The sequence below is a fragment of the Qipengyuania atrilutea genome (genome assembly GCF_013370205.1).
In the GTDB taxonomy this organism is placed as follows: Bacteria; Pseudomonadota; Alphaproteobacteria; order Sphingomonadales; family Sphingomonadaceae; genus Actirhodobacter; species Actirhodobacter atriluteus.
Genome location: NZ_JABWGV010000002.1, coordinates 242,904 through 265,138 on the forward strand (window position 1 = coordinate 242,904; position 22,235 = coordinate 265,138).

The 22,235-nt window shown below is 64.8% G+C and carries 20 protein-coding genes; 11 read left to right on the forward strand and 9 right to left on the reverse strand.

Features of this window, described 5'->3' with window-relative positions; translation table 11 throughout:
- The first annotated feature begins 41 nt into the window (after window positions 1-41).
- From leuS to HUV48_RS06205, 3 genes are read left to right on the forward strand one after another with little or no spacing between them, the layout of a single operon-like run.
- A complete protein-coding gene (leuS, locus tag HUV48_RS06195; RefSeq protein ID WP_176266927.1) occupies window positions 42-2,561 on the forward strand; it encodes a leucine--tRNA ligase in 2,520 nt (839 codons plus the stop codon).
- Window positions 2,561-3,067 carry an LPS assembly lipoprotein LptE gene (lptE, locus tag HUV48_RS06200; protein WP_176267312.1) on the forward strand — a complete coding sequence of 169 codons (507 nt, stop codon included), beginning with the start codon at window positions 2,561-2,563 and terminating at the stop codon, window positions 3,065-3,067. Before leuS ends, lptE begins: the two co-directional genes overlap by 1 nt.
- Window positions 3,064-4,104, forward strand: a complete 1,041-nt coding sequence (locus HUV48_RS06205) for a DNA polymerase III subunit delta (RefSeq protein WP_176266928.1) — start codon at window positions 3,064-3,066, stop codon at window positions 4,102-4,104. Before lptE ends, HUV48_RS06205 begins: the two co-directional genes overlap by 4 nt.
- A gap of 1 nt (window position 4,105) precedes the next feature.
- Here the strand turns inward: HUV48_RS06205 and HUV48_RS06210 are convergent, their stop codons facing one another.
- The 4 genes from HUV48_RS06210 to HUV48_RS06225 are packed head-to-tail and all read right to left on the reverse strand — an operon-like array spanning window position 4,106 to window position 7,130.
- Complete coding sequence (locus HUV48_RS06210; protein ID WP_176266929.1) at window positions 4,106-5,239, reverse strand: nucleotidyltransferase domain-containing protein; 1,134 nt, start codon at window positions 5,237-5,239, stop codon at window positions 4,106-4,108.
- A gap of 11 nt (window positions 5,240-5,250) precedes the next feature.
- Window positions 5,251-5,799 carry an LptA/OstA family protein gene (locus HUV48_RS06215; RefSeq protein ID WP_176266930.1) on the reverse strand — a complete coding sequence of 183 codons (549 nt, stop codon included), beginning with the start codon at window positions 5,797-5,799 and terminating at the stop codon, window positions 5,251-5,253.
- 14 nt (window positions 5,800-5,813) lie between these two features.
- The gene (locus tag HUV48_RS06220) at window positions 5,814-6,482 is read right to left on the reverse strand and encodes an LPS export ABC transporter periplasmic protein LptC (protein ID WP_176266931.1); all 669 of its coding nucleotides are present in this window, start codon (window positions 6,480-6,482) and stop codon (window positions 5,814-5,816) included.
- A gap of 27 nt (window positions 6,483-6,509) precedes the next feature.
- The gene (locus tag HUV48_RS06225) at window positions 6,510-7,130 is read right to left on the reverse strand and encodes a ribonuclease D (RefSeq protein WP_176266932.1); all 621 of its coding nucleotides are present in this window, start codon (window positions 7,128-7,130) and stop codon (window positions 6,510-6,512) included.
- A gap of 79 nt (window positions 7,131-7,209) precedes the next feature.
- Between HUV48_RS06225 and HUV48_RS06230 the strand changes: the two genes are divergently transcribed.
- The gene (locus HUV48_RS06230) at window positions 7,210-7,890 is read left to right on the forward strand and encodes a uracil-DNA glycosylase (RefSeq protein ID WP_176266933.1); all 681 of its coding nucleotides are present in this window, start codon (window positions 7,210-7,212) and stop codon (window positions 7,888-7,890) included.
- Window positions 7,891-8,000: 110 nt separating this feature from the next.
- Here the strand turns inward: HUV48_RS06230 and HUV48_RS06235 are convergent, their stop codons facing one another.
- The 3 genes from HUV48_RS06235 to HUV48_RS06245 form a co-directional block, all read right to left on the reverse strand.
- Window positions 8,001-9,872, reverse strand: a complete 1,872-nt coding sequence (locus HUV48_RS06235) for a YadA-like family protein (RefSeq protein WP_217906707.1) — start codon at window positions 9,870-9,872, stop codon at window positions 8,001-8,003.
- Window positions 9,873-10,122: 250 nt separating this feature from the next.
- Entirely contained in the window at window positions 10,123-10,893 is a 771-nt protein-coding gene (locus tag HUV48_RS06240; protein WP_176266934.1) for an anti-sigma factor, read from the reverse strand.
- The gene (locus tag HUV48_RS06245) at window positions 10,886-11,446 is read right to left on the reverse strand and encodes a sigma-70 family RNA polymerase sigma factor (protein ID WP_176266935.1); all 561 of its coding nucleotides are present in this window, start codon (window positions 11,444-11,446) and stop codon (window positions 10,886-10,888) included. Before HUV48_RS06245 ends, HUV48_RS06240 begins: the two co-directional genes overlap by 8 nt.
- Before the next feature lie 189 nt (window positions 11,447-11,635).
- Here HUV48_RS06245 and HUV48_RS06250 point away from each other — a divergent pair, with 189 nt between their 5' ends.
- A complete protein-coding gene (locus tag HUV48_RS06250; RefSeq protein ID WP_176266936.1) occupies window positions 11,636-12,805 on the forward strand; it encodes an AGE family epimerase/isomerase in 1,170 nt (389 codons plus the stop codon).
- An 87-nt stretch (window positions 12,806-12,892) separates the two neighbouring features.
- Window positions 12,893-14,119 carry a DUF819 family protein gene (locus HUV48_RS06255; protein WP_176266937.1) on the forward strand — a complete coding sequence of 409 codons (1,227 nt, stop codon included), beginning with the start codon at window positions 12,893-12,895 and terminating at the stop codon, window positions 14,117-14,119.
- 3 nt (window positions 14,120-14,122) lie between these two features.
- Here the strand turns inward: HUV48_RS06255 and panC are convergent, their stop codons facing one another.
- Window positions 14,123-14,974 (reverse strand): pantoate--beta-alanine ligase, encoded by an 852-nt coding sequence (gene panC / locus HUV48_RS06260; protein WP_176266938.1) that lies wholly within the window; start codon window positions 14,972-14,974, stop codon window positions 14,123-14,125.
- A 57-nt stretch (window positions 14,975-15,031) separates the two neighbouring features.
- Here panC and HUV48_RS06265 point away from each other — a divergent pair, with 57 nt between their 5' ends.
- The 4 genes from HUV48_RS06265 (at window position 15,032) to HUV48_RS06280 (ending at window position 18,576) form a co-directional block, all read left to right on the forward strand.
- Window positions 15,032-15,844, forward strand: a complete 813-nt coding sequence (locus tag HUV48_RS06265) for a division plane positioning ATPase MipZ (RefSeq protein ID WP_176266939.1) — start codon at window positions 15,032-15,034, stop codon at window positions 15,842-15,844.
- 1 nt (window position 15,845) lies between these two features.
- On the forward strand, window positions 15,846-16,157 hold the full coding sequence (locus HUV48_RS06270) for a DnaJ domain-containing protein (RefSeq protein ID WP_225871558.1): 312 nt from the start codon (window positions 15,846-15,848) through the stop codon (window positions 16,155-16,157).
- Window positions 16,158-16,243: 86 nt separating this feature from the next.
- The gene (gene pgmG, locus HUV48_RS06275; protein ID WP_176266940.1) at window positions 16,244-17,647 is read left to right on the forward strand and encodes a phosphoglucomutase/phosphomannomutase PgmG; all 1,404 of its coding nucleotides are present in this window, start codon (window positions 16,244-16,246) and stop codon (window positions 17,645-17,647) included.
- 50 nt (window positions 17,648-17,697) lie between these two features.
- Window positions 17,698-18,576: a DUF2059 domain-containing protein gene (locus tag HUV48_RS06280; protein WP_176266941.1), complete on the forward strand. Its 879-nt coding sequence runs from the start codon at window positions 17,698-17,700 to the stop codon at window positions 18,574-18,576.
- Between the two features lie 56 nt (window positions 18,577-18,632).
- Here the strand turns inward: HUV48_RS06280 and HUV48_RS06285 are convergent, their stop codons facing one another.
- Window positions 18,633-19,517 (reverse strand): BON domain-containing protein, encoded by an 885-nt coding sequence (locus HUV48_RS06285; RefSeq protein WP_217906709.1) that lies wholly within the window; start codon window positions 19,515-19,517, stop codon window positions 18,633-18,635.
- 255 nt (window positions 19,518-19,772) lie between these two features.
- Here HUV48_RS06285 and HUV48_RS06290 point away from each other — a divergent pair, with 255 nt between their 5' ends.
- On the forward strand, window positions 19,773-22,232 hold the full coding sequence (locus HUV48_RS06290; protein ID WP_176266942.1) for a ligase-associated DNA damage response DEXH box helicase: 2,460 nt from the start codon (window positions 19,773-19,775) through the stop codon (window positions 22,230-22,232).
- Window positions 22,233-22,235: the final 3 nt, after the last annotated feature.

Below are 22,235 nucleotides of genomic sequence, written 5' to 3' on the forward strand. Positions count from 1 at the left end.
TCGAGGTGGAAGCGCGCGGATAGCTTGCTAACAGGCGCGCCATGAACAAACCGGGCAATACCGACACGCGCTTCGACCCTTCGGCCGCCGATGCAAAATGGCAGGCGCGCTGGGACGCGGCGAACACTTTCGCGGCGGACAGCGATTCGCCGAAACCCAAAAGCTACGTGCTGGAGATGTTCCCCTACCCCTCGGGGCGCATCCACATGGGCCATGTGCGCAATTACACGATGGGCGACGTCCTCGCGCGCTACAAGCGGATGCGGGGCCACGAGGTGCTGCACCCGATGGGCTGGGACGCGTTCGGGATGCCCGCGGAAAACGCCGCAATGGAAAAGGGTGTGCATCCGGGCGGCTGGACCCGCGACAATATCGAGACCATGAAGGGCCAGCTGAAGCAGCTCGGCTTCGCGCTCGACTGGACTCGCGAGTTCGCGACCTGTGAACCGGATTACTACGGGCACGAACAGGCGCTGTTCCTCGACCTGTACGAAGCGGGCCTCGTCTACCGCAAGGAAAGCGAGGTCAACTGGGACCCGGTCGACATGACCGTGCTCGCCAACGAGCAGGTGATCGACGGTAAGGGTTGGCGCAGCGGCGCCGAGGTCGAGAAGCGCAAGCTCAACCAGTGGTTCCTGAAGATCACCGATTTCGCCGAAGAACTGCTCGAAGGGCTCGGCACGCTCGACGGCTGGCCCGACAAGGTGCGGCTGATGCAGGAAAACTGGATCGGCAAATCGAAGGGGCTGCAGTTCGCCTTCGACCTTTCGAACGGCGAGAAGCTGCCGGTCTACACCACGCGCCCCGACACGATCTTCGGCGCAAGTTTCGTGGCGGTCGCCGCCGACCATCCGGTCGCGCAGGCGCTCGACAGCGAGGAAGCGCGCGAGTTCATCGCGCTGTGCAAGCGCGGCGGAACGACTGCGGCGGAACTGGAAACGGCGGAGAAGCTCGGCTTCGATACCGGCCTTACCGCACGGCACCCGTTCACCGGCGCGGACCTGCCCGTCTACATCGCGAACTTCGTGCTGATGGATTACGGCACGGGCGCGATCATATCGGTGCCGGGTCACGACCAGCGCGACTTCGAATTCGCAACCAAATACGGCCTGCCGATCCCGCGCGTTGTCGCGGCCAGCGCAGACGAGGCGGATAAGCCCTTTACCGGCGAGGCGGAAGCGGGCGAGGGCGTGCTCGTGAATTCGGACTTTCTCGACGGCATGGACGTCGAGGATGCGAAGCGCGAAGTGATCTCGCGGATCGAGGCAATGGGTGCCGGTCAGGGTCAGACCGTCTGGCGGCTGCGCGACTGGGGCGTTTCGCGCCAACGCTATTGGGGCACGCCGATCCCCTTCATCCACTGCGAAAAATGCGGCGTCGTGCCGGTTCCGAAAGAGCAGCTGCCCGTCACGCTGCCCGAGGACGTGGACTTCCAAACACCGGGCAATCCGCTGGAGCGGCACGCGAGCTGGAAGCATACGACTTGCCCCGAATGCAGCGGCGAAGCGGTGCGCGAAACCGATACGCTCGATACTTTCGTCAATTCGAGCTGGTATTTCCTGCGTTTTGCAAGCCAGCCTGCGGACAAGCCGTTCGACCGGGAAGAAGTCGCGAAGTGGCTCCCGGTCGAGCAATATATCGGCGGCATCGAGCACGCGATCCTGCATCTTCTCTACGCTCGGTTCTGGACGCACGCGCTCAGCGCTATCGGCAAGCTCGACTTCGCCGAGCCGTTTGCTTCGCTCTTCACACAAGGGATGGTGACGCACGAGACGTACCAGCTCGGCGACGGCAGCTGGCTCTCGCCGGGCGAGGTCCGCAAGGACGGAGCCGACTGGATACGGATCGAGGACGGGGCGCCGGTCACGACCGGCCGCGTCGTCAAGATGTCGAAGTCGAAAAAGAACGTCGTCGATCCCGACGCTATCATCGGGCAGTACGGCGCGGATGCGGTCCGCTGGTTCATGCTGTCCGACAGCCCGCCCGAGCGCGACCTGCCGTGGTCCGAAGCAGGCATCGAAGGCTGCCACCGCTTCGTGCAGCGCCTGTGGCGGCTGTTCGCCCAGAGCGACGCGAATGCTAGCGGCGAGGATAAGCCACTCGCGCGCAAGACCCACCAGACCATCGCCGCAGTTGCGGAGGATATCGAGGCGCTGTCGTTCAACAAGGCGGTCGCGCGCATCTACGAACTGACCGGCATGGCGGAGAAAGCCGCTCCATCGGCCAGCCGCAACGATGCGATCGATGCGCTGCTGCTCCTGTCCTCGCCGATGATGCCGCATCTTGCGGAAGAGGCATGGTCGCTGGCCGGGCACGATACGCTGATTGCGGATGCCAACTGGCCGGAAGTGGACCCGGCGCTGCTCGTCGAGGACGAGGTCACCATCGCCGTGCAGCACAAGGGCAAGCTGCGCGACACGCTGACCGCGCCGAAGGGCGCATCGAAGGAAGACCTCGAAGCGCTTGCGCTGGCTTCGGAGAAGGTGCAGCGTTCGCTTGATGGAGCGGACATTCGCAAGATCATCGTCGTGCCCGACCGGCTGGTGAATATCGTCACGTGATGCGCGCCGTTCTCGCTTCCCTCGCGCTCGCCAGCCTCTCGGCCTGCGGTCTCTCGCCCATGTATGCCGGCGGCGGCGACGGTTATATCGCGCAGGGGCTCGATTCGGTTTACGTTCCGGCCATTCCCGACCGTGCCGGCTGGCTGATGCGCAATGCGCTCAGCGACCGGCTCGGCGCGGGCGTGGGCGATCCTGCAGCGCGCTACCGCCTCGACGTGCGGCTCGACGACCAGCTCGAAAGCCTCGCCATCCTCGGCGACGACACGATCAGCCGCGAACGGCGGACTTTGCGCGCACGCTATCAGTTGGTCGACCTTTCGAGCGGAGCGATCCTGCTCGATGCGACGGCGGGCAGCGATGCCGGTATCGACGTGGTATCCAGCGAATATGCGACTATCGCGGCGGAGCAGCGCGCGCTCGAGAACCTGACCCAGCGGGTCGCCGACCAGATCGTGACACAGCTCGCACTAACCTTGCGCAGGCAGGCCGCGCGCACGCCGCAATGAAGCTGACGCAGCGCGACTTTACCGCGCAGATGCACCGGGCGGCGCAGACCTGCCGCATCTTCTTCTTCTGCGGTCCCGACGAAGCGGGCGCTTCGGCGGCGGCGAACGCGCTGATCGAGCAGCTTCCGGATGTCGACGAGAAGGTCGAGCTGGCGGGCAGCGATCTCAAGGGCGATGCAGGCCGCCTGGGAGATGAGGCGCGCTCAAGCTCGCTGTTCGGCGGATCGCGGTTCATTTACGCGCGCGTGGCAGGGGACGAGGCGCACGACGCGCTGCAAACCCTGATCGAGACCGGCGACGCGGGCGGGGGCGAGGCTTGCCCGCTCGTGATCGTCGCGACCTCGGCCACCGACAAGTCGCGCACCGCGAAGCTGCTGGAAAAGCGCAAGGACGCGCTCGTGGCGATGTTCTGGCCCCCCGACCTCCGCAGCGTGACCCAATCGGTGCGGGCGATGGGCGACAGCGCGGGCGTCCGCCTCAACGGCGACCTTGCGGAGCGGATCGCGCGCGGTGCCAATCTCGACGTGCGGCTCGCGCAGAGCGAAGTGACGAAGCTCGCAACCTATCTCGACGCCTCGCCGCAGTCGCCGGTGGCCGCGAGCGCGGAGGATCTGTTCGAGATCGGCGCGGTGAGCGAGGAGGAAGGCTTCATGCCGCTCGTCAATGCCGTGTTCTCGGGCGAAGTTACGAAGCTGCCGGCTGAACTCAAACGGATGCGTGAGGTGTCGCTGAATCCCGTCGGCCTGCTACTCGCCTGCGAGCGACGGGCGGCGCAGCTCGGAATGCTGGCGGGCAAGGTCGGGACTACCGGGGCCATCGCGCAGACGCTGGAGGCGGAGCAGAAAGCGCGGCGCATCTTCTGGCGCGACCGGCGCGATCTCGAAGACCAGCTCAGACGATGGCGCGGCAAGGAGCTGTCGCAGCTGACCTCACGGCTGATGGAGATGCACCGCGAACTGCTGACGAACAGCCAGGCGTCGGAACTGCTGCTCGCCCAAGGACTGACGCGGATCGCACGGGCGGCGGCGAAGCGGTAACTCAGCTGCCGTCGAGCCAGCCGCGAATGCGTGCCGTCTGCGCTGCGGAGCGACGGGTATCGCGGTTAGCCAAGGCCTTTACGGTCTGCACGATGCGGCGCGAGCGGGCCTCGACCCGGCCGGTAACGGCATCGCGCGGATCGTCGGCGAGACGGGCGCGCAATTTGCGCAATACTCCGCCGGTTCCGGCGCGGCTTAGTCCGGAAAGGAGAGCGATGTCCTTGCGGGCGGCCGGCTCTTGAAGGAGCAGTTCGGACGCTTCTTCGATTACGTTTTCGGAGACCGCGAGCGGGCAAGCGCACCGCGCGGACACACCCGGAGCGGACCAGCGGTCGGCCAGCCCCATTACGAGCGCGATGGCGCGGTCCGTGCCGCTTTCCTCGGCCGCAGCCCAGAACTTCGGCCAGTCGAAGCCCGCTACCGCGACGAGATAGGCGACATCGCTGAGGATGAGCGGGCCAAGGTTGAAGGCGTGCGAGGGGCCGGCGTGGATCGCCAGATGGGTCAGCATGTCGTGCGGATGCGGATAGTGCACCGGACCAGGGCGAACGGCCCGTTTCCGCAGCCGGTCTTGTGCCAAGGCGAACCCGCTATCCCAAGCGCGACCATGCAGTTCGAGCCACACGCCATCGGCATTACGCAGCGGCGGCAGGTGTCGTTCACGCGCGGCGATCTGGTTCAGGAGCGACCGATCCGAAAGACCGGCATCCCAGCCCGCAGCTTCCAGCGTTTCGAAAGCGGACAAAGCTTCGTCCGGCTCCACCAGCACGTCGATATCGCGCATCGGCCGCTCGGCGGCGGCGGGATATGCGTGCCACGCGAGCCAAGCGCCTTTCAGCGCAATCGGCGCGAAACCTGCTGCCTGAAGCGTTTCGCACGCCGACAGAAGCGCTTGCTGCTGGGCGAGTGCCGTGATCGCCTGAGACCGGTGCGCCTCCTTCCAGCGTTCGCGAAGCGCGCTCGGCACTGCCACACCAAGTTCGCCGCGTTGCAGCCTTCCGTGCAGATGCGGTCGCAACCGATGCGCTGCCGCCATAGCGTCGATTCGCTGCCAGTCCTCGTCGGAAAGGTCGGGCCGCGCTCCATCCGCGCCGGGGCCGAGCAGCGATAACAGGGCGAAGCGAAGCCGCTTCACCGCGGCTCGCCTCAGTTCTCGGGAACGGTGAAGGAGCCTGTCACGCGGCCGCTGCCACTGCCCTGGCCGGTGGCCGAGGACGAGCCGCTCGCGCTGCCGTCGACCGACGAAACGCCGCTGCGCAGATCGATCGTGAGCCTGCCGCCGCTGATCCGGTCGCTGCCGCGGTTGAGCTCTACGTCCCCCGACATCGTGATGAGGCGGCGGTTGAAGTCGTAGATTGCATTATTGCCGGATGCCGATTCGTTGCCCCGCGTGACGCGCACGCCACCGGTCGCGGTCATGCGCTGAATCTGCAGCGTTCCGCTATCGGTGTAGTCGATGATCGCGCGGGATGCGCGCAGGCGCAGTCCGGCCTGTGTGATCACGACATTCCCGGCGAGGACGACGCGGTTCTGCCGGTCCTGCAGCTCCGTGCGGTCGGCGGCGAAATCGACCGGCGCGTTGGTGTTGTGGTTGCCGAGCGCCTGCGCGTTCAGGCGGATGGCGCCCGCAATGGCCACGGCCAGCAGGAACCCGATCGCGAAATAGCGAAACGCACTCCGCTTAAGTTCATTCATGCGCGAAACGCTGTTCATTGCGGCATCCTCAATTGTCCCGGCACCATGCGAAGGCGCGTATTGCCTGTCAGGACGATCCTGCGTTCGTTGAGATCGGCGGTCATCCGGTCGGCGGAGAACGTCCCCGCCGGTATCGCGCCTTCGACCCCGCCGTTCCCGCTCATGGTTTCATCCGACAGATCGACCGAAACGCCGCGCGCCATCATGCGGTAGCCATCCGCCGCGGTCAGCAGCACGGGAGCGAGCGCATCGACCATCTTTTCGTCGATATCGTATGTCGCGGAATCGGTACTAAGCCTCGCGGGTCCTTCGCGAAGAAGAATGCGCGCGACCAGGTCCTGCATTCGCACGATGCCTTCGACGCTCGAGCGCTGGATCGCTTCGCCTGCGGTAAGCGAAAAGGGCCGGCCGAGATCGTCCTGCCCGCGGTAAAGCGCATTGTTGACGCTCAGCCGCTCGTTGATGACCGCGACCTTGTTCCGGTCGAGCAGGAAGCTGACTTCGCCGCGCGGGGTCAGCGGCGTGATAATCATCAGCGCCGCGATGACGCCCACCGCCATCGGCAGCGCGCGGGCGAGAAGGCCGATCAGGCGGTCGTGCGAGCCGCCGGGCACAGCCCAGCGCTGCCGCTTGCCGCGCAGCGCCTTTGCCTCGCTCGTCTCGATCCGCCTCTGCTTCGCCATGATCCGTTCGTTCTGCCTGAGCCAGCCTTACATATGGCTGAAGATGTCGTGGTCGGCCCACCCTGCCATGTCGAGCCGCGCGCGCGTCGGCAGGAAGTCGAAACACGCCTGCGCCATTTCGCTGCGTCCTTCGCGCTCAAGCCGCTTTTCTAGTTCCGCCTTCAGCCGGTGGAGGTAGCGCACGTCGCTTGCTGCATAATCGCGCTGCGCCTCGGACAGTTCCGGCCCGCCCCAGTCGGAGGACTGCTGCTGCTTGGAAATATCCGCGCCGAGCAGTTCGCTGACGAGGTTCTTGAGACCGTGCCGGTCGGTATAGGTCCGCGTCAGCTTGCTTGCGATCTTGGTGCAGAAAACCGGTCCGGCTTCAATGCCGAGGTAGTATTCGATCGCGGCGAGGTCGAAGCGGGCGAAGTGGTAGATCTTGATACGCGAGCGGTCGGCGAGAACCGCCTTCAGGTTCGGCGCGGCATAGGTGCTGCCCGGGTTGAAGCGCACAAGATGCTCGTCTTCGCCCCCGTCGCTGATCTGGACTACGCAGAGCCGGTCGCGCGGCGTGACGAGGCCCATCGTCTCGGTATCGACGGCAAGCGGTGCGGTGCCGACAAGAACGCCCGGCGGCAGGTCTTCTTCATGGAAATGGACTGTCATGCTGCGCGCTTTAGGCGACATGGGGATTGAGGGGAAGGGCCGTCTGGTAGCGCCGCGAGGCACGCGTTAGGGCGGCTAGGTGAGCTTCGGTCCGATCCCCGAAAAGTGGCGCAAGGCGCTCGGGCCTGCGCTGGCGAGCGAGGATGCGCGCGCCCTGTCCGAATGGCTGGAAGCGGAAGAGGCGGCAGGCAAGCTCGTCTATCCGCCCGTGGGCCTGCGGCTGAACGCCTTCGCGCTGACTGCCCCCGAGGATGTGAAGGTCGTGATCTTGGGGCAGGACCCTTACCACGGGCCGGAGCAGGCGCACGGACTTGCCTTTTCGGTGCCCGAAGGGGTGAAGCAGCCGCCCTCGCTCGCGAATATCTTCAAGGAACTCGAAGCCGATTGCGGCACCGCTCGGCCCGCCAGCGGCAATCTGGAACGCTGGGCGCGGCAGGGCGTGCTGCTGCTCAACAATACGCTGACCGTCGAGGCGGCGAAGGCAGGCAGTCACGCGCGGCGGGGCTGGGAAGCAATCACCGATGCAGCCGTGCTTGCCGTGGCGGAGCGGAGCGATCCTTGCGTTTTCGTCCTTTGGGGAAGCCATGCGCAGGCGAAGGCGGGGCGGATCCCGGCGCTCGGCAATAGCGAGAAGCATCTCGTAATCGCGAGCCCGCATCCGAGCCCACTGTCGGCGCATCGCGGGTTCTTCGGCTCGCGCCCGTTCAGCCGTGCCAACGATTTTCTGCGCGAGCATGGTGTGAAGCCGATCGACTGGTGACGCGCCAAGTTTAGTCGGCACGAAAAAGGGAGCGAAGCATCGCTGCCTCGCCCCCTTCTCCCGGTCCATCGGGAGCCGGTGCTACCCGGACCCCGTCCGGGTAGCGTTCGTTACCAGGCGATCTGGAAGCCGCCACGCGCACCGACTTCGCCGCTGTCGAAGCCGAGGCCGACGCCCGCAGAGACACTCGCGTTGTTCGCTACGCGCGCCGTTACGGCCATCGTGCCTGCGCCCTGGTTTTCGAAGTAACCCACGCCGCCCGACAGGGCGAAGTTGGTTCCGGCGGGCAGCATCGGGCTTTCCATCGCCAGCGCCATCGCGACGCCTTCATTGGCCTTGTCGATCCGGCGGTCGTTCTGGTCGGCGAGGTCGAACAGGATGTCCTGGTTGCCCTGCAGGCTCTGGATCGCGCCAGTGTTGGAAGCGATCGCCTGCGTGTTGGCGGTCGTCGCCGCGACATTCGCATTAAGCGCGGACTGCTGCGCAAAGCCGGAGAAATCCGGTCCCGAAGCAAGGCCGAGCGTGCCGTTGCCGTCGGCAGTGACAAAGCTTAGCGCGCCGGTCTGCGAAGCGCCGCTCGTGCCGAGCGATGCGATCACGACCTGCCCGTCGTTCTCTGCCGTCGCGCCGTTACCAATCGCGACCGAGTTGACGCCGCTGGCGGTCGACTCGTTACCGATCGCAATGGCGCCGTCGCCCGAGGCGGTTGCGGCTTCACCCATCGATGCGGAACGTACGCCGCTTGCGACAGCGAGGTGACCGATAGCGGTCGCGCGTTCGGCAGTCGCTTCGGAGCGCCAGCCGTATGCGGTCGTGCCCGCACCGTTTGCCAGAGCCTGCCCGCCGACGACCGTGCTCGACGGTCCGCTCGCCACGGTTGCGCGGCCGGTATCGCCGTCGCGGTTGCCGCCGATGGCGATGGAGTCGCCGCCGGTCGCCTGGGCGAGGTTACCGATGGCTACGGCATTGGTGCCCGAAGCGACCGAATCTTCGCCGCCGGCAAAGCTCTGGTCGCCCGAAGCGGTCGACTGGTGGCCGACTGCGGTCGCCATCGCGCCGGTTGCCGCGGCCTGCCAGCCGATTGCAGTGGCGCCCGGCGTCGATGCAACGCTCTCGCCGCCTACTGCGGTGGTCGAGTTGCCCATTGCCATGGCGCTGTCGCCGATGGCGAGCGCGTCGATACCGTTTGCGATGCTCTCGTTACCGAGGGCCGAGGCATTGTCGGTCTGCGCGTCGGCATTCTCGCCGATCGCGAGCGAACGCACGCCTGTCGCAGTCGCGAGATGGCCGAGCGCGGTCGAACGCTCGCCGTCTGCTGCCGAACGCCAGCCGTAAGCCGTCGCGCCGGGTCCGTTGGCGAGAGCCTGTCCGCCGACCACGGTGGTCGATGGGCCGGTTGCGGTCGTCACGGTAATGTCGTTCGTATCGTCGTCATCTTCGTTCACGTCGGCAATGCCGTTGCCGTCCGCATCCACGAAGTCGCGCACGCCGCCAATGGCAATGGCATCACCGCCGTCGGCAACTGCCTTGTGGCCGATCGCGATCGAGTTGGTGCCCGATGCGACGGCATCTTCCCCGCCGGCGAAGCTCTGGTCGCCGGACGCCGTCGTCTGGTGGCCGACAGCCGTACCCATCATGCCGGTCGCCTGTGCTTGCCAGCCGAGCGCGGTCGCGCCGGGCGTGGTCGCATCGCTTTCGCCGCCAATGGCAACGGTGGAGGGAGCCGACGCGGTTGCGGGGTCGGTTCCGGCATTGTCGCCGCCGATGGCGACGGCATCGGTGCCGGTCGCGCTTGCGCCATTACCGACGGCAGTCGCGCCTTCGGCAGTCCCGGTGGTCGCGTCGGTGCCGCACTCAGTCGATTCAGCAGATGCATCGTTACAGGGCGGTGTTTCGTCAGCCTGGGCGGGAGAAGCGACAGCGTAAAGCGCCGTCGATGCGAGCAGTGCCATCACTGGCCGTGAAGTGGAGCGAATTGTCATAGATAATCCTCGTTATTGGACCGGAAGTGACCGGGCTTCACGCCTTCCCCCTCGTCTGCTCAGGACCATGTCGAAGATATTGAAATGCCCCTGTGCGAAGACTTGCGCCTCGGTGGCCGCCCGCTAACCGGGAGCCGGGCATAGTTACGTAGGCACAGGGCGTCTGGATGCACCGGACGGAAAAAATTTTTCCGTCCCTGCGATGTCTTGCGGTTCTACCCGCGCAAAACGGGCTTAAGCGCGGACGTAATCAGACTTCGGTCAGCGGTCCAGCAAGGAGGATCGGCGTCGTCGGCGCATCGTAGGACGGTGCCGCCGCATCCTCGTAGGTGACGGCCAGAGCCGCCCCTTCGGCCAGAAGCGCGCTTTCGCCCGGCGTCAGGTCACGCGCGAAGCTGCCGTCTTCGGGTATCCGGCCGAGCGATGTCGGCGCGCCGCCTTCGGGCACGACCCACAGTACCGGCGTTTGTCCTTCGCCCGGTGCGAAACCGGAGACATTCAGCGACAGGCGCTCCGCAGCGGAATCGATGACGCCGGCAAGGCGCAGCGCGTCGTCCTCGCTCGCGATCTGGGCAACCAGCTGCGGCCCAGGCTCGGGCGCTTCGACGATCGGCGGCGCAGTCGTGACCGGCGTGGTCGGCGTGTTGAGATACAGCGCGAGCGCCGCAGCGGCGAGACCCCCACCGAGAAGCGCGGTCGCGATGCTCCAGGGTGCCGGACCACGGCGGGGCGGTTGCTCCAGCGGCGTGACCTGACCGATTTCGGAGACTTCGCTGCTTAGCTTCGCTTCGACCGCGCGCCAGACGCCCGGCGAAGGTTCGATCGCCTCGGCATGTTCGGCGAGCAGGTTCAGGCGGTTGTTCCACCATTTCACCTGCGCTGCGAAGGTAGGATCGGACAGGTTCAGCCGCTGCGCCTCACGCAGTTCGGCGCCTTCGAGCACGCCGAGCGCGTATTCGCCTGCGAGGATATCGCGGTCCACCGGGCCTTCGCCGTTCATGTCTTCGGGTGTGTCAGCCACCGGCGAGGCACCCCTTTAGACTGCTGAGCCCGCGCCGGATCCAGCTTTTGAGCGTGCCCAGCGGCACGCTCATGCGGTCGGCGAGCTGGCTGTGCGTAAGCCCGTCGTAGAACGACATGCGGATCGAGCGGCGCTGATCCTGCTCCAGGGCTTCGAGGCAGCGGACGAGCCGGTCGTGGTCTTCGGCATCGCACAGCATATCTTCGGCGAGCGGTGCTTCGTCCTCTACTTCGGGCAGGCTGTCGCCCACCGCTTCGCCGTGTTTGCCGCTGCGCCGCAGCGCATCGATGGCAGTATTGCGGGCGATCGTGCAGAGCCAGGTGATCGGGCTGGCCTTGGATGCATCGAAGCGGGCCGCGCGCCGCCAGACCTTCACATAGACTTCCTGCAGCACGTCTTCCGCGTGGTCGCGGTCGCGCATGATGCGCAGGATTACGCCGAGCAGCTTGGCGGACGTCATGTCGTAGACTTCGCGCAAGGCGGCGCGGTTGCCTCCGGCCACGTTCTCAAGCGCGCTTACCAGCCCCGCGCGTTTCTCGTCAGCCGATGTCATGGCATCCCCGTTGCAGTTGGCGGCAATCTATCGGCGATGCGCGTAAACGCAAGCGATGGCGGGAAAATTTCGCGCAGCTGGTCGTTATCGGGACAATATTATCTCGCGCGAAGCGGACTTGTTGGAATGCGGGAGGATCGCCTAGAGGCACAGCAGAGCGCACGACGCGCACAAACGGAACCGAACTTCATGCAGAGCGAAACGAACGGCCGGGCAAATCTGGAACTGGCGCAGCGGGCGAAGGGCCTGTCCGAACGCGCGCGGGGCTGGATGCTGGACAGCGCCTTCCCCTTCTGGGCCGAGCGCACGCCGTCGCCGGACGGCGGTTTCTACGAGCGCCTCGACCTCACGGGCGAAGGTATTCCGGGCGAACCGAGCCGGGTGCGGTTGCAGGCACGGATGGGCTTTACCTTTGCGCTCGCCGCCGATCTGGGCTGGGACCGCGATCGGTCGATAGAACTCACTCGCCGTTCGGTAGAAACGCTGACGCGCGATTGCCGCCGGGAGGACGGACTTTACGGCGCGATGGTCAGGCCGGGGAGCGGGCTGACCGACGATACGCCGGAAACCTACGACAACGCCTTCGCGCTGCTCGCATTCGCGACTGCGACGCGCGTGTTCGCCATGGACGAAGCGCGCGAGGCGGGCGAGGCGCTGGTCGCGGCGATCGAACGCGAATTGAAGCGGCCCGAAACCGAGGGCGGCTATGCGGAGCGCCTGCCTGTGCCGGATGTGCGCACTCAGAACCCGCATATGCACCTGACCGAAGCCTCGCTCGCCTGGTACGAGGCGACGAGCGACGAAGCCTCTTTGAAACGCGCCGAAGACCTAGCCGCGTTCGTCCATGACCATTTCTACCGCGCCGACCTGGGCTTGCTGGTCGAGAAATCGGGCGTGCCGGATGCCGAGAACCACGTGGAAGCAGGCCACCTGTTCGAATGGGTCTGGATCCTCGGCCGTCTGCGCGATTTGGGAGGGACTCCGCCCGAGGGTTTCGCGAGCAATCTGCACGAAGGCGGAATGCGGCTGCTCGAAGGGCTCGGCTACCTGCCGTTGTCCCAAGGACTGGACGGCAGCGTCCGCGAGGCATTCCAGCGAACCTGGGGGCCGACCGAAAAGCTCAAGGGCCATATCGCGCACTGGCGCGAGCATCCCTCGCCCGAACTGGCGGAGCGAATTGTCGCGACCTGCGAAGCGCTGTTCGCCGACCACGTCGACGGCGCTTTGCCGGGCGCCTGGATCGACAAGGTCGGACCGGAAAAGGCTTCGCTGATCGAGGACATCACCCCGGCGACCGGCTATCACATCTTCCTCGCCTTGCAGGAATTCATGGCCTTCGCCCGCGAAATTGGCGGTTAGAGGCCGTTCCGTTACTCCCTCATTGCGCGTTCACCCGATCTTTGCGAGGAGCGCGCAGCCAAAAGGGCCGCAAGGGATGGGGACGGTATGATCGACAGCGACGTGGTGATTTTCGGGCTGCTGGCCCTCGTGCTCGGGTTCGTCGGATTCACCAGGCAGTTCGGCGGAGTGTGGCAGAAGATCTATACCTTCTTCCCGGTCATCCTGGCCTGTTACCTGATCCCGTCGCTGATGGTGACGTTCGGGTTGATTGACGTATCGGAATCGCAGCTCTGGCCGGTCGCGCGCGATTATTTCCTTCCCGCGGCGCTACTGCTGCTGACGCTATCCATCGACCTGAAAGGCATCCTGCGGCTCGGGCCCAAGGCGCTCATCATGTTCTTCACCGCGACCATCGGTATCATAATAGGCGGCCCGATCGCCCTCTGGCTGGTCGCGCAATTCGAACCGAGCATCATCGGCGAGGGACAGAACGCGGCGTGGCGCGGGCTCGCGACGTTGGCGGGTAGCTGGATCGGCGGCGGCGCGAACCAGACGGCGATGCTGGAGGTCTATCAGTATAACCCCGAACGCTACGCCGCGCTGATCGCAGTCGACATCATCGTCGCGAACATCTGGATGATCTTCCTCCTCTACGGAGCAGGCGCGCCGGAGCGTATCGACCGCTGGCTGAAGGCCGACACCACCGCCATCGACCGGCTGCGCGACCGGATGGCGAATTATTCGGCGCAGGTAGAGCGCACCGCGAGCGCCAACGACTGGATGCTGCTCGCCGGTTTCGCCTTTGCCGGGGTGGGCCTGTCGCACCTGCTCGGCGGATGGCTGGCGGAGAGTTTCGCTGCCGGCTTCTCCGGCGAGGACGGGGTGCTCGCCAGTGGATTCTTCTGGGTGGTCGTGATCGCCACGACCATCGGCCTCGGCGCGAGCTTTACGAGAGCGCGCGAACTCGAAGGCATTGGCGCGTCGAAATTCGGTACGGTGCTCATCTTCCTGCTCGTGACCGTGATCGGCACGAAGATGGACATCATGCAGATCGGTGATGCACCCGCCTTCATGGCGGTCGGCCTCGTCTGGATGCTGATCCACACGACGCTGCTGTTCATCGTCGCCAAGATCATTCGTGCGCCGTTCTTCTTCCTCGCGGTGGGCAGCAAGGCCAATGTCGGCGGTGCGGCTTCGGCTCCGGTCGTGGCGGGAGCGTTTCACCCGGCGCTGGCCCCGGTCGGCGTATTGCTGGCGGTGCTTGGCTACGCGCTCGGCACTTACGGCGCGATCCTGACGGCAGAACTGATGCGGATGGTCAGCGGCGGCTAGGGTTCAGGCCGCCGGCATGTTGTCGATGAGCCGCGTGCCGCCGATCCGTGCCGCGACGAACAGCCGCGCATTCGCGTCCTGCCGGTCCAGCGGTGCGAGGCTGTCGCCGTCGCGCCATTCGGCATAGTCCACGCTTTCGAAGCCGCCTTCGAGCAACCGCGCGCGGAGAGCTTCTAGCGCGCTCGCCACATCCGCGCCGCGCGCAATGGCTTCGACCGCCTGCTTCATCGCTGCCGGAAGCACCGCCGCCTTGGCCCGGTCGCTTTCGGACAGATACGCATTGCGCGAACTCATCGCGAGCCCGTCCGCCTCGCGCACGATCGGAACGCCGCGAATCGCGTCGGCGTATGGCAGGACGAGGTCGAGGTCGCGCGCCATGCGGCGGATGACCGCAAGCTGCTGCCAATCCTTCTCGCCGAAGAACGCGAGATCGGGCCGGACCTGGTTCAAGAGCTTGCACACCACCGTAGCCACGCCGTCGAAATGGCCCGGTCGGCTCGCGCCGCACAGCTCCTCACTGACTTCGCCGACGCTGACGGTGGTGGCGAAACCGGCGGGATAGACCGCTTCGACCGGCGGTGCCCACAAGAGGTCCACGCCTTCGCTCTCTAGTAGCTCGCTGTCCCGCTGAAGCTGCCGGGGGTAGGCGTCCAGATCCTCGCCCGCGCCGAACTGCTTCGGATTGACGAAGATGGACGCGGCAACACGGTCCGCTTCCTCCTTTGCGCGGCGCATCAACGTAAGGTGCCCCTCGTGAAGTGCGCCCATGGTCGGGACCAGCGCCACCGTTTCGCCGCCATTCCGGAAGCCGTCGACGGCATTTCTCAACATCGTCAGCCGGGTGATGGTTTGCACGGCTCACAGCCCTCCGATAAGAACCGGGCAAGCAATTCTGCCCGTAGGAAATTCGTAGTGTCCAATCAGAAACCCTGTCGCATCACTTTCGCCAATGAGAAAGGGGGCACGGGCAAATCCACCACCGCCGTCCATGTCGCAGTCGCGCTTGCCGCGCGCGGGAAGAAGGTCGTCGCTTTCGACCTCGATGCACGGCAGCGCACGATGCACCGCTATTTCGAAAACCGCGCGGAGACCGCGGCGAAACGGCAGATCGACCTGCCGACCGCCCTATGCGAAGTAGTGGACGGCGTCTCTCCCGAAGAACTCGAAGCGCGGGTCGAAGAACTCGGCAGCGGAGCGGACTTCGTCGTCTTCGACACGCCGGGCCGCGACGACCCGCTCGCCCGCCATGTCGCGCAGGAAGCCGATACGCTGGTGACGCCGATGAACGACAGCTTCGTCGATTTCGACCTCATCGGACAGGTCGAGGGCGAGACGTTCAAGGTCAAGAAACTGAGTTTCTACGCCGAACTCATCTGGGAAGCGCGCCTGAAGCGCAGCCGCGCGACCATCGAGCAGAACCGGCGCGAGATGGACTGGATCGTCGTGCGCAACCGGACCGGCCATACCGAGGCGCGCAATATGGCGCGGATCGAAAAGGCGCTGACCGAACTCTCGCGGCGCGTGGGCTTCCGCGTCACCAAGGGGCTGTCCGAACGCGTCATCTACCGCGAACTGTTCCCCTCGGGCCTCACCTTGCTCGACAAGGGCCAGCTGGGCGAACTCGGGACGAGCCATCTCGTCGCGCGGCAGGAGCTGAGACAACTCGTCGCCAGCCTACATCTGCCGGGCGTGGCCGCCGCGACCTCCGCCGCCGAAGCCGCCTGAGATGGTAAAACTGCTCCTGATCGTTGCGGGGCTAGTGCTTCTATGGCGCGTCGCGTTCGGGAACTGGCCATGGAACCTAGCCGCCACGAAGCGCCCGCCCGACGCGCGGGTCGAGAGCGTGCGCGAGGCGCGCCGCATCCTCGGCGTGCGCGAGGACGCCAGCCGCGAAACCATTGCAGAGGCGCACCGGAAACTCGCCGCGCGCCATCATCCCGACCGCGGCGGCGACCCGGTCGAAGCGAGCCGCATCAACGCGGCGCGCGATCTCCTGATCGGACGGCCTGTCGCAAAATCGGACGAACCTGAGAAATAGGTGCGACCCGCCGTGTGCTCGGCACCATCGCGGCGGTTCGGCGTATCTATACCAACGGACAACTTGCCTGAGGGAAATCGACGAACATGAGCCACGAATTCGATTCAACCGTGCTGCGCGAATACGATATGCGCGGTATCATCGGCCAGACGCTGGGCGCGGACGACGCGCGCGCGATCGGCCGGACCTTCGGGTCGATGCTGCGCGAGGCCGGCGGCAGCAAGGTGGCGGTCGGATACGACGGGCGCGTGTCCTCGCCAATGCTCGACCATGCGCTGGTCGAGGGACTGACGGCGAGCGGCTGCGACGTGGTCCGCATCGGCATGGGTCCGACCCCGATGCTCTATTTCGCCGAGGCTTCCATGCCCGATGTGGATGCAGGCATCATGATTACTGGCAGCCACAATCCGGCCAATTACAACGGCTTCAAGATGGTGTTCCAGGGTAAGCCTTTCTTCGGGCAGGACATCCAGGAACTTGGCCGGCGCAGTGCTGCCGGCGAATGGACCGACGGATCGGGTTCGGTCGAAACGCAGGTGATGCTGGACGCCTATATCGATCGCATCTTGGAAAGCCTCGACGGGATCGACCGCGAATACCTCTCCGGCCTGAAGGTGGCGTGGGATGCCGGCAACGGTTCGGCCGGCCCGGCGCTCGAGAAGATGGTCGCGCAGCTGCCGGGCGAGCATCACCTCCTCTATACCGAGATCGACGGCAACTTCCCGAACCACCATCCCGATCCCACGGTGGAAGAGAACCTCGACGACCTGAAGGCGATCGTCGCGGAGAAGAACCTCGATTTCGGAATTGCCTTCGACGGCGACGGCGACCGCATCGGTGCGATTGACGGAGAAGGGCGCGTGATCTGGGGCGACCAGCTGCTGATGATCTACGCCGAAGACCTGCTTTCCCGCGACAAGGGCGCAACGGTGATCGCGGACGTGAAAGCCTCGCGCGCCCTGTTCGACCATGTGGCGAAGCATGGCGGCAAGCCGGTGATGTGGAACACCGGGCATTCGCTCATCAAGTCGAAGATGAAGGAAACGGGCGCTCCGCTAGCAGGCGAGATGAGCGGGCACGTGTTCTTCGCCGACACCTATTACGGCTATGACGATGCGCTTTACGCCGGTCTTCGACTGCTGGCAGCCTCCGCGCGGCTGGGCAAATCGGTGACGCAGCTACGCAGCGAAATGCCGAACATGCTCAACACGCCCGAAATGCGGTTCCAGGTCGATGAAAGCCGTAAATTTGCGGCGATCGATGAGGTGAAGCAGCGGCTGGCGGACAGCCCAGACGATGTGAACTCCACCGACGGCGTGCGCGTCACCAATGACGACGGCTGGTGGCTGCTGCGTGCTTCCAACACCCAGGACGTGCTCGTTGCGCGAGCGGAAAGCGATACGCAGGAAGGGCTCGACCGCCTAATGGCGCAGATCGACGACCAGCTTGAGAAGTCCGGTCTCGAGCGTGGCCCCCAAGCCGGGCATTAAGTTTATTTGAAAAATGCGGTTATAGTCGCTCCGTCAACAAGGGGGTGACTATGATCCGAATCACGAAGCTATCCATTGCCGGAGCGCTCGCTTCGGCGAGCCTGTGCGCGCCTGCAGTCGCACAAGACGACATTACCACCATCAAGCCCGAGATAGCGCCGAAGAACGTCTCGGGCGCTGAAGAAGCCGAGATGATGGCGGCGCTGCAGCAGATGTTCCAGGCCGAACCGCTGACGGCAGAGCAGGAAGCGCGCCTGCCCGAAGCGCGCGCGGTGGTCGTGAAAGTCCTTCCCGAAGGCTTCTACGGCCAGATGATGGGCGACATGATGGATTCGATCATGCAGCCGCTGTTCGGGATGGTGACGGGTCCGCTGGGCGCGCGCGGATTGATCGAGCGCAAAGTGGGACTGGAGGGCGAGAATCTTCCGGACCTGACCGACGAGCAGAGCGAGCAGATCGTCGACCTGCTCGATCCGAAGGCGGAGCAGCGCGCCGAACAGATACAAGGCGTCTTGACCAGCTTCATGACCGATATGTTCGCGAGGCTCGAACCACCGATGCGCGACGGTCTGACGAACGCCTATGCCGTCCGGTTCAGCGAGCGTGAACTTGGCGACATCACCGCATTCTTCGCTACGCCGACCGGCGCACGATATGCGAGCGAATCGATGGCAGTATTTGCCGACCCGCAGGTCATGTCCGCGATGATGCAGTCGGTTCCGGCGATGCTGGGAAGCCTGCCGGAGATGGCAGGCGAACTCGAAGCCGCGGCGGCAGAACTTCCCGAAGCGCGGGGGTATGACGATCTGTCATCCGCAGAACGTAGCCGGCTTGCCGGTTTGCTCGATTTGAGTGAGGTCGAGCTTCGCCAGAAAATGGCCGCAGCAGCCGAAGCCGAAGCGATGGCAGACACTTCAAGAGAGGATTAAAGCACAAAAAAGGGCTCCCGCGAGGGGAGCCCTTTTCGTTTGTGATTAGATCGGCATCAGGATGTCTTGGTCTGACGCGTTTCGTTCTGATCGTAGCTCGTCGAATTGTTCCGATTGTAGTTGTTCGAGAAGCTGTCGCTATCGACCCGCAGATTGTTCTGCACGTGGTTCACACCCGACAGGTGGTGGATGCAGTCTTCTGCGCGGCGCTTCGAACGAAGGCTGTCGACCTTACCGTCGAGCGTCACTTCCGCGTCCTGCACCGTCACTTCGATGTTGCTCGCATCGAGTGTGCGGTCTTCCGTCAGACGGTCGCAGCTGTCTTCCAGAATGCGTTCGTCCGAACGCTTGTAGTTCGACGGTCCGCGTCCACGGTGGTCCTGCTCGCGGCGGCGCTCGGCATCTTCGTCACCGAACCAGCTTGCGATCTCGTCCCCAGCCTTATCGAAAAAGCCGCGGTCGCGGTTGGTATAGCGATCTGAGCCATATCCGCCCATTGTCGCGCCTCCAGCATAATTGCCATAGCCCGAACGCGGGTTGGACATACTGGGGCCGCCATATTCATCACCGCGGAAGTACGAATGCGATTGATCGTGAGTGCGGCGGTAACCACTGCGGCGGCCGTCATCGTCACGGTCGTAGTCATCGAACGTATTGTATTCACTCTGATTCCGCTGGCGTGAGCCGTAGCGATCGCGCGACATACCAAATTCGCGGCTGCGGTTGTTGCTGTATTCTTGGTCCTGACCGAAGTTCGCGTCGCTGTAGTTCTGCGGACGGTCGAGGTCGTTCATCTGGCTATTGTATGAAGAGCCGTAGTAGTCGCCATCACCATATTGCGAGGAATCGTCACGGAACTGTTCCTGCTGACGATAACCGCGGTTGTTGCGATTGCTCCGATAGTTGCGGTCGTAGTCGTTCGACCCGTTCCTGTTAGCCATAAGTGCTCTCCTCATGCTGCCGAAGAATGCCTGTTGCCGTCCCGGAAGGCAGCTTTCTCCGGTCAGCAAGTGCCGCGTTGCGGCCCGTTAACCATAAAACGGACGGCGCGCAGGATAGGTCCGCTTTTCGGCGCATATTCGCGCCAATTCGCCGCAAGATCAGTTTGTTAGCGCAACAAAGGTTTGACGCAGTGCAGCAACTTGCCTGCCGCAACCGCTCTTTCTAACGTACACGCAAGGCACTACCTGTACGTCATGGCGCAAACGCAGGTTCCGACAGAAATCCAGAACTGGTTCGATGCACGCGGTTGGCGGATCCGGCGGCACCAAAGCGAGATGCTGACCACGGCGTCACAGGGAAAGCACGCTTTGCTGGTCGCCGATACCGGTGCAGGCAAAACGCTGGCGGGGTTCCTGCCGACCCTTGCCGCATTCGCACCTTCGAAGCTCGCAGGTAAGGCGCCGCCGGAAGGGCTTCACACGCTGTATATCTCGCCGCTTAAGGCGCTGGCGCATGACGTCCACCGCAACCTCGTCATGCCGGTCGAGGAGATGGATCTGCCGATCCGGCTGGAAACGCGCAGCGGGGATACGCCGTCCGATCGGAAGAAGCGCCAGCGGCTGAAACCGCCCCATATCCTGATGACGACGCCCGAATCGCTGTCGCTGATGCTGACGTACCCGGACAGCTTCGACCTGTTCGCCGGTCTCAAGCGGATCGTCATCGACGAGATTCATGCGTTCGCGACCGGCAAGCGCGGCGACCTGCTCGCCCTCGCCCTTGCGCGCCTTCAGGCAATCGCGCCGGACCTTCAACGAACCGCCCTGTCCGCAACCGTCGCCAACCCGCAGGGGTTTCGCGAGTGGCTTGCGCCGTGGGGAGAGATTGACGAGGTTGCGCTGGTCGAAGGGGAGAAGGGCGCCGAACCCTCGGTCGAGATTCTGCTCCCGGATGAAGAGCGCGTCCCCTGGGGCGGGCACGCGGCGACGTGGGCGATCCCGCAACTGTACGAGCGGATCAAGGCGAACAAGACGACGCTCGTCTTTACCAACACGCGTTTTCTCGCCGAGTACATCTTCCAGAACCTCTGGGATGTGAACGAGGACAATCTACCGATCGGCGTGCATCACGGCTCGCTTTCGAAGGAGGCGCGGCGCAAGGTCGAAGGCGCCATGGCACGCGGCGAACTTAGAGCGCTGGTGGCGACGGCTAGCCTCGATCTGGGTGTCGACTGGGGGGACATCGACCTCGTCGTGCAGATGGGTGCACCCAAGGGATCGTCGCGGCTGCTTCAACGCATTGGCCGCGCGAATCACCGGCTCGACCAACCGAGCCACGCGCTGCTCGTGCCCGGAAACCGGTTCGAGTTTCTGGAAGCGACCGCGGCGCGCGACGCCGTGAACGAGGGGCAGCGGGACGGAGAAGACTTTCGGCCCGGCGGCCTCGACGTGCTCGCCCAGCATATCATGGGCTGCGCTTGCGCCGCCCCATTCGCCGAGGCCGAAATGCTGGCGGAAATCCGCTCCTCGCTCGCCTACGCCTGGGTCGATGAGGAAGTGCTCGAGCGGGTGCTGAACTTCGTCGCAACCGGAGGCTACGCTCTGAAGGCCTACGACCGGTTTCGCCGGATCACGCGCGAAAAGGGGGCGGGCGGCGAGACCGTATGGCGGCTGACCCATCCCGAACAGGCGGCAAAGCACCGACTTAACGCCGGCATCATCGTCGACAGCGAGATGTTGCAGGTCCGTTTTCGCAACGGGCGCAGCCTCGGCAAGATCGAGGAGCGCTTCGCGGCCTCACTTTCCCCCGGCGACACGTTCAATTTCGCGGGCATGAGCCTTGAGGTCGAGCAGGTGAAGGATATGGACGTGGTCGTGCGTGCCTCGACCAAGTCCGCGATGATCCCGTCCTACGGCGGCCAGCGGATGCCATTGACGACGCATCTCGCCGACCGAGTGCGGGAGATGCTGGTCGACCGTGCGGGCTGGGCGCGCTTTCCCGACAACGTGCGCGAATGGCTGGAAGTGCAGGATTGGCGCAGCGAACTGCCGGGGCCGGGGCAGCTGTTGGTGGAGAGCTTCCCGCACGGCCAGCGCGAGTACAGCGTCTTCTATACTTTCGAAGGCTGGAACGCGAACCAGTCGCTCGGCATGCTGATAACGCGGCGGATGGAGGACCTGGGATTACAGCCGGGCGGTTTCGTCGCGAATGACTACTCTCTCGCCGTCTGGGGCCTGAAGCCGGTCAAGGATCCCGGGCCACTGCTGTCGCCCGATATCCTGCAGGACGAGTTCATCGACTGGGTGCAGAACTCGCATCTCCTGCGCCGTGCCTTTCGTGAGGTCGCGGTAATCGGCGGGCTCGTAGAGCGGCAGCAGCCGGGAAGGCGAAAGTCGGGCAAACAGGTCACCTTCTCGACCGACCTAATCTACGACGTTCTGAAGAAGTACGAGCCCGACCATGTCCTGATGCAGGCCGCTTGGGCCGATGCGCGGACATTGATGACCGATGTGGGGCGACTTGCCAGCCTGCTCGAGCGCGCTGAAGAGCAGCTCGTCCACGTTCAGCTCGAACGGGTGAGCCCGCTCGCGGTCCCGGTGATGGTCGTTATCGGACGAGAGCGGCTGCCGGCAGGGTCGGTCGACGACGAACTGCTGATCGAGGCGGAAAGCCTCGCGTCGGCGGCAATGCGGCTGGACGATCCGGACGAATAGATC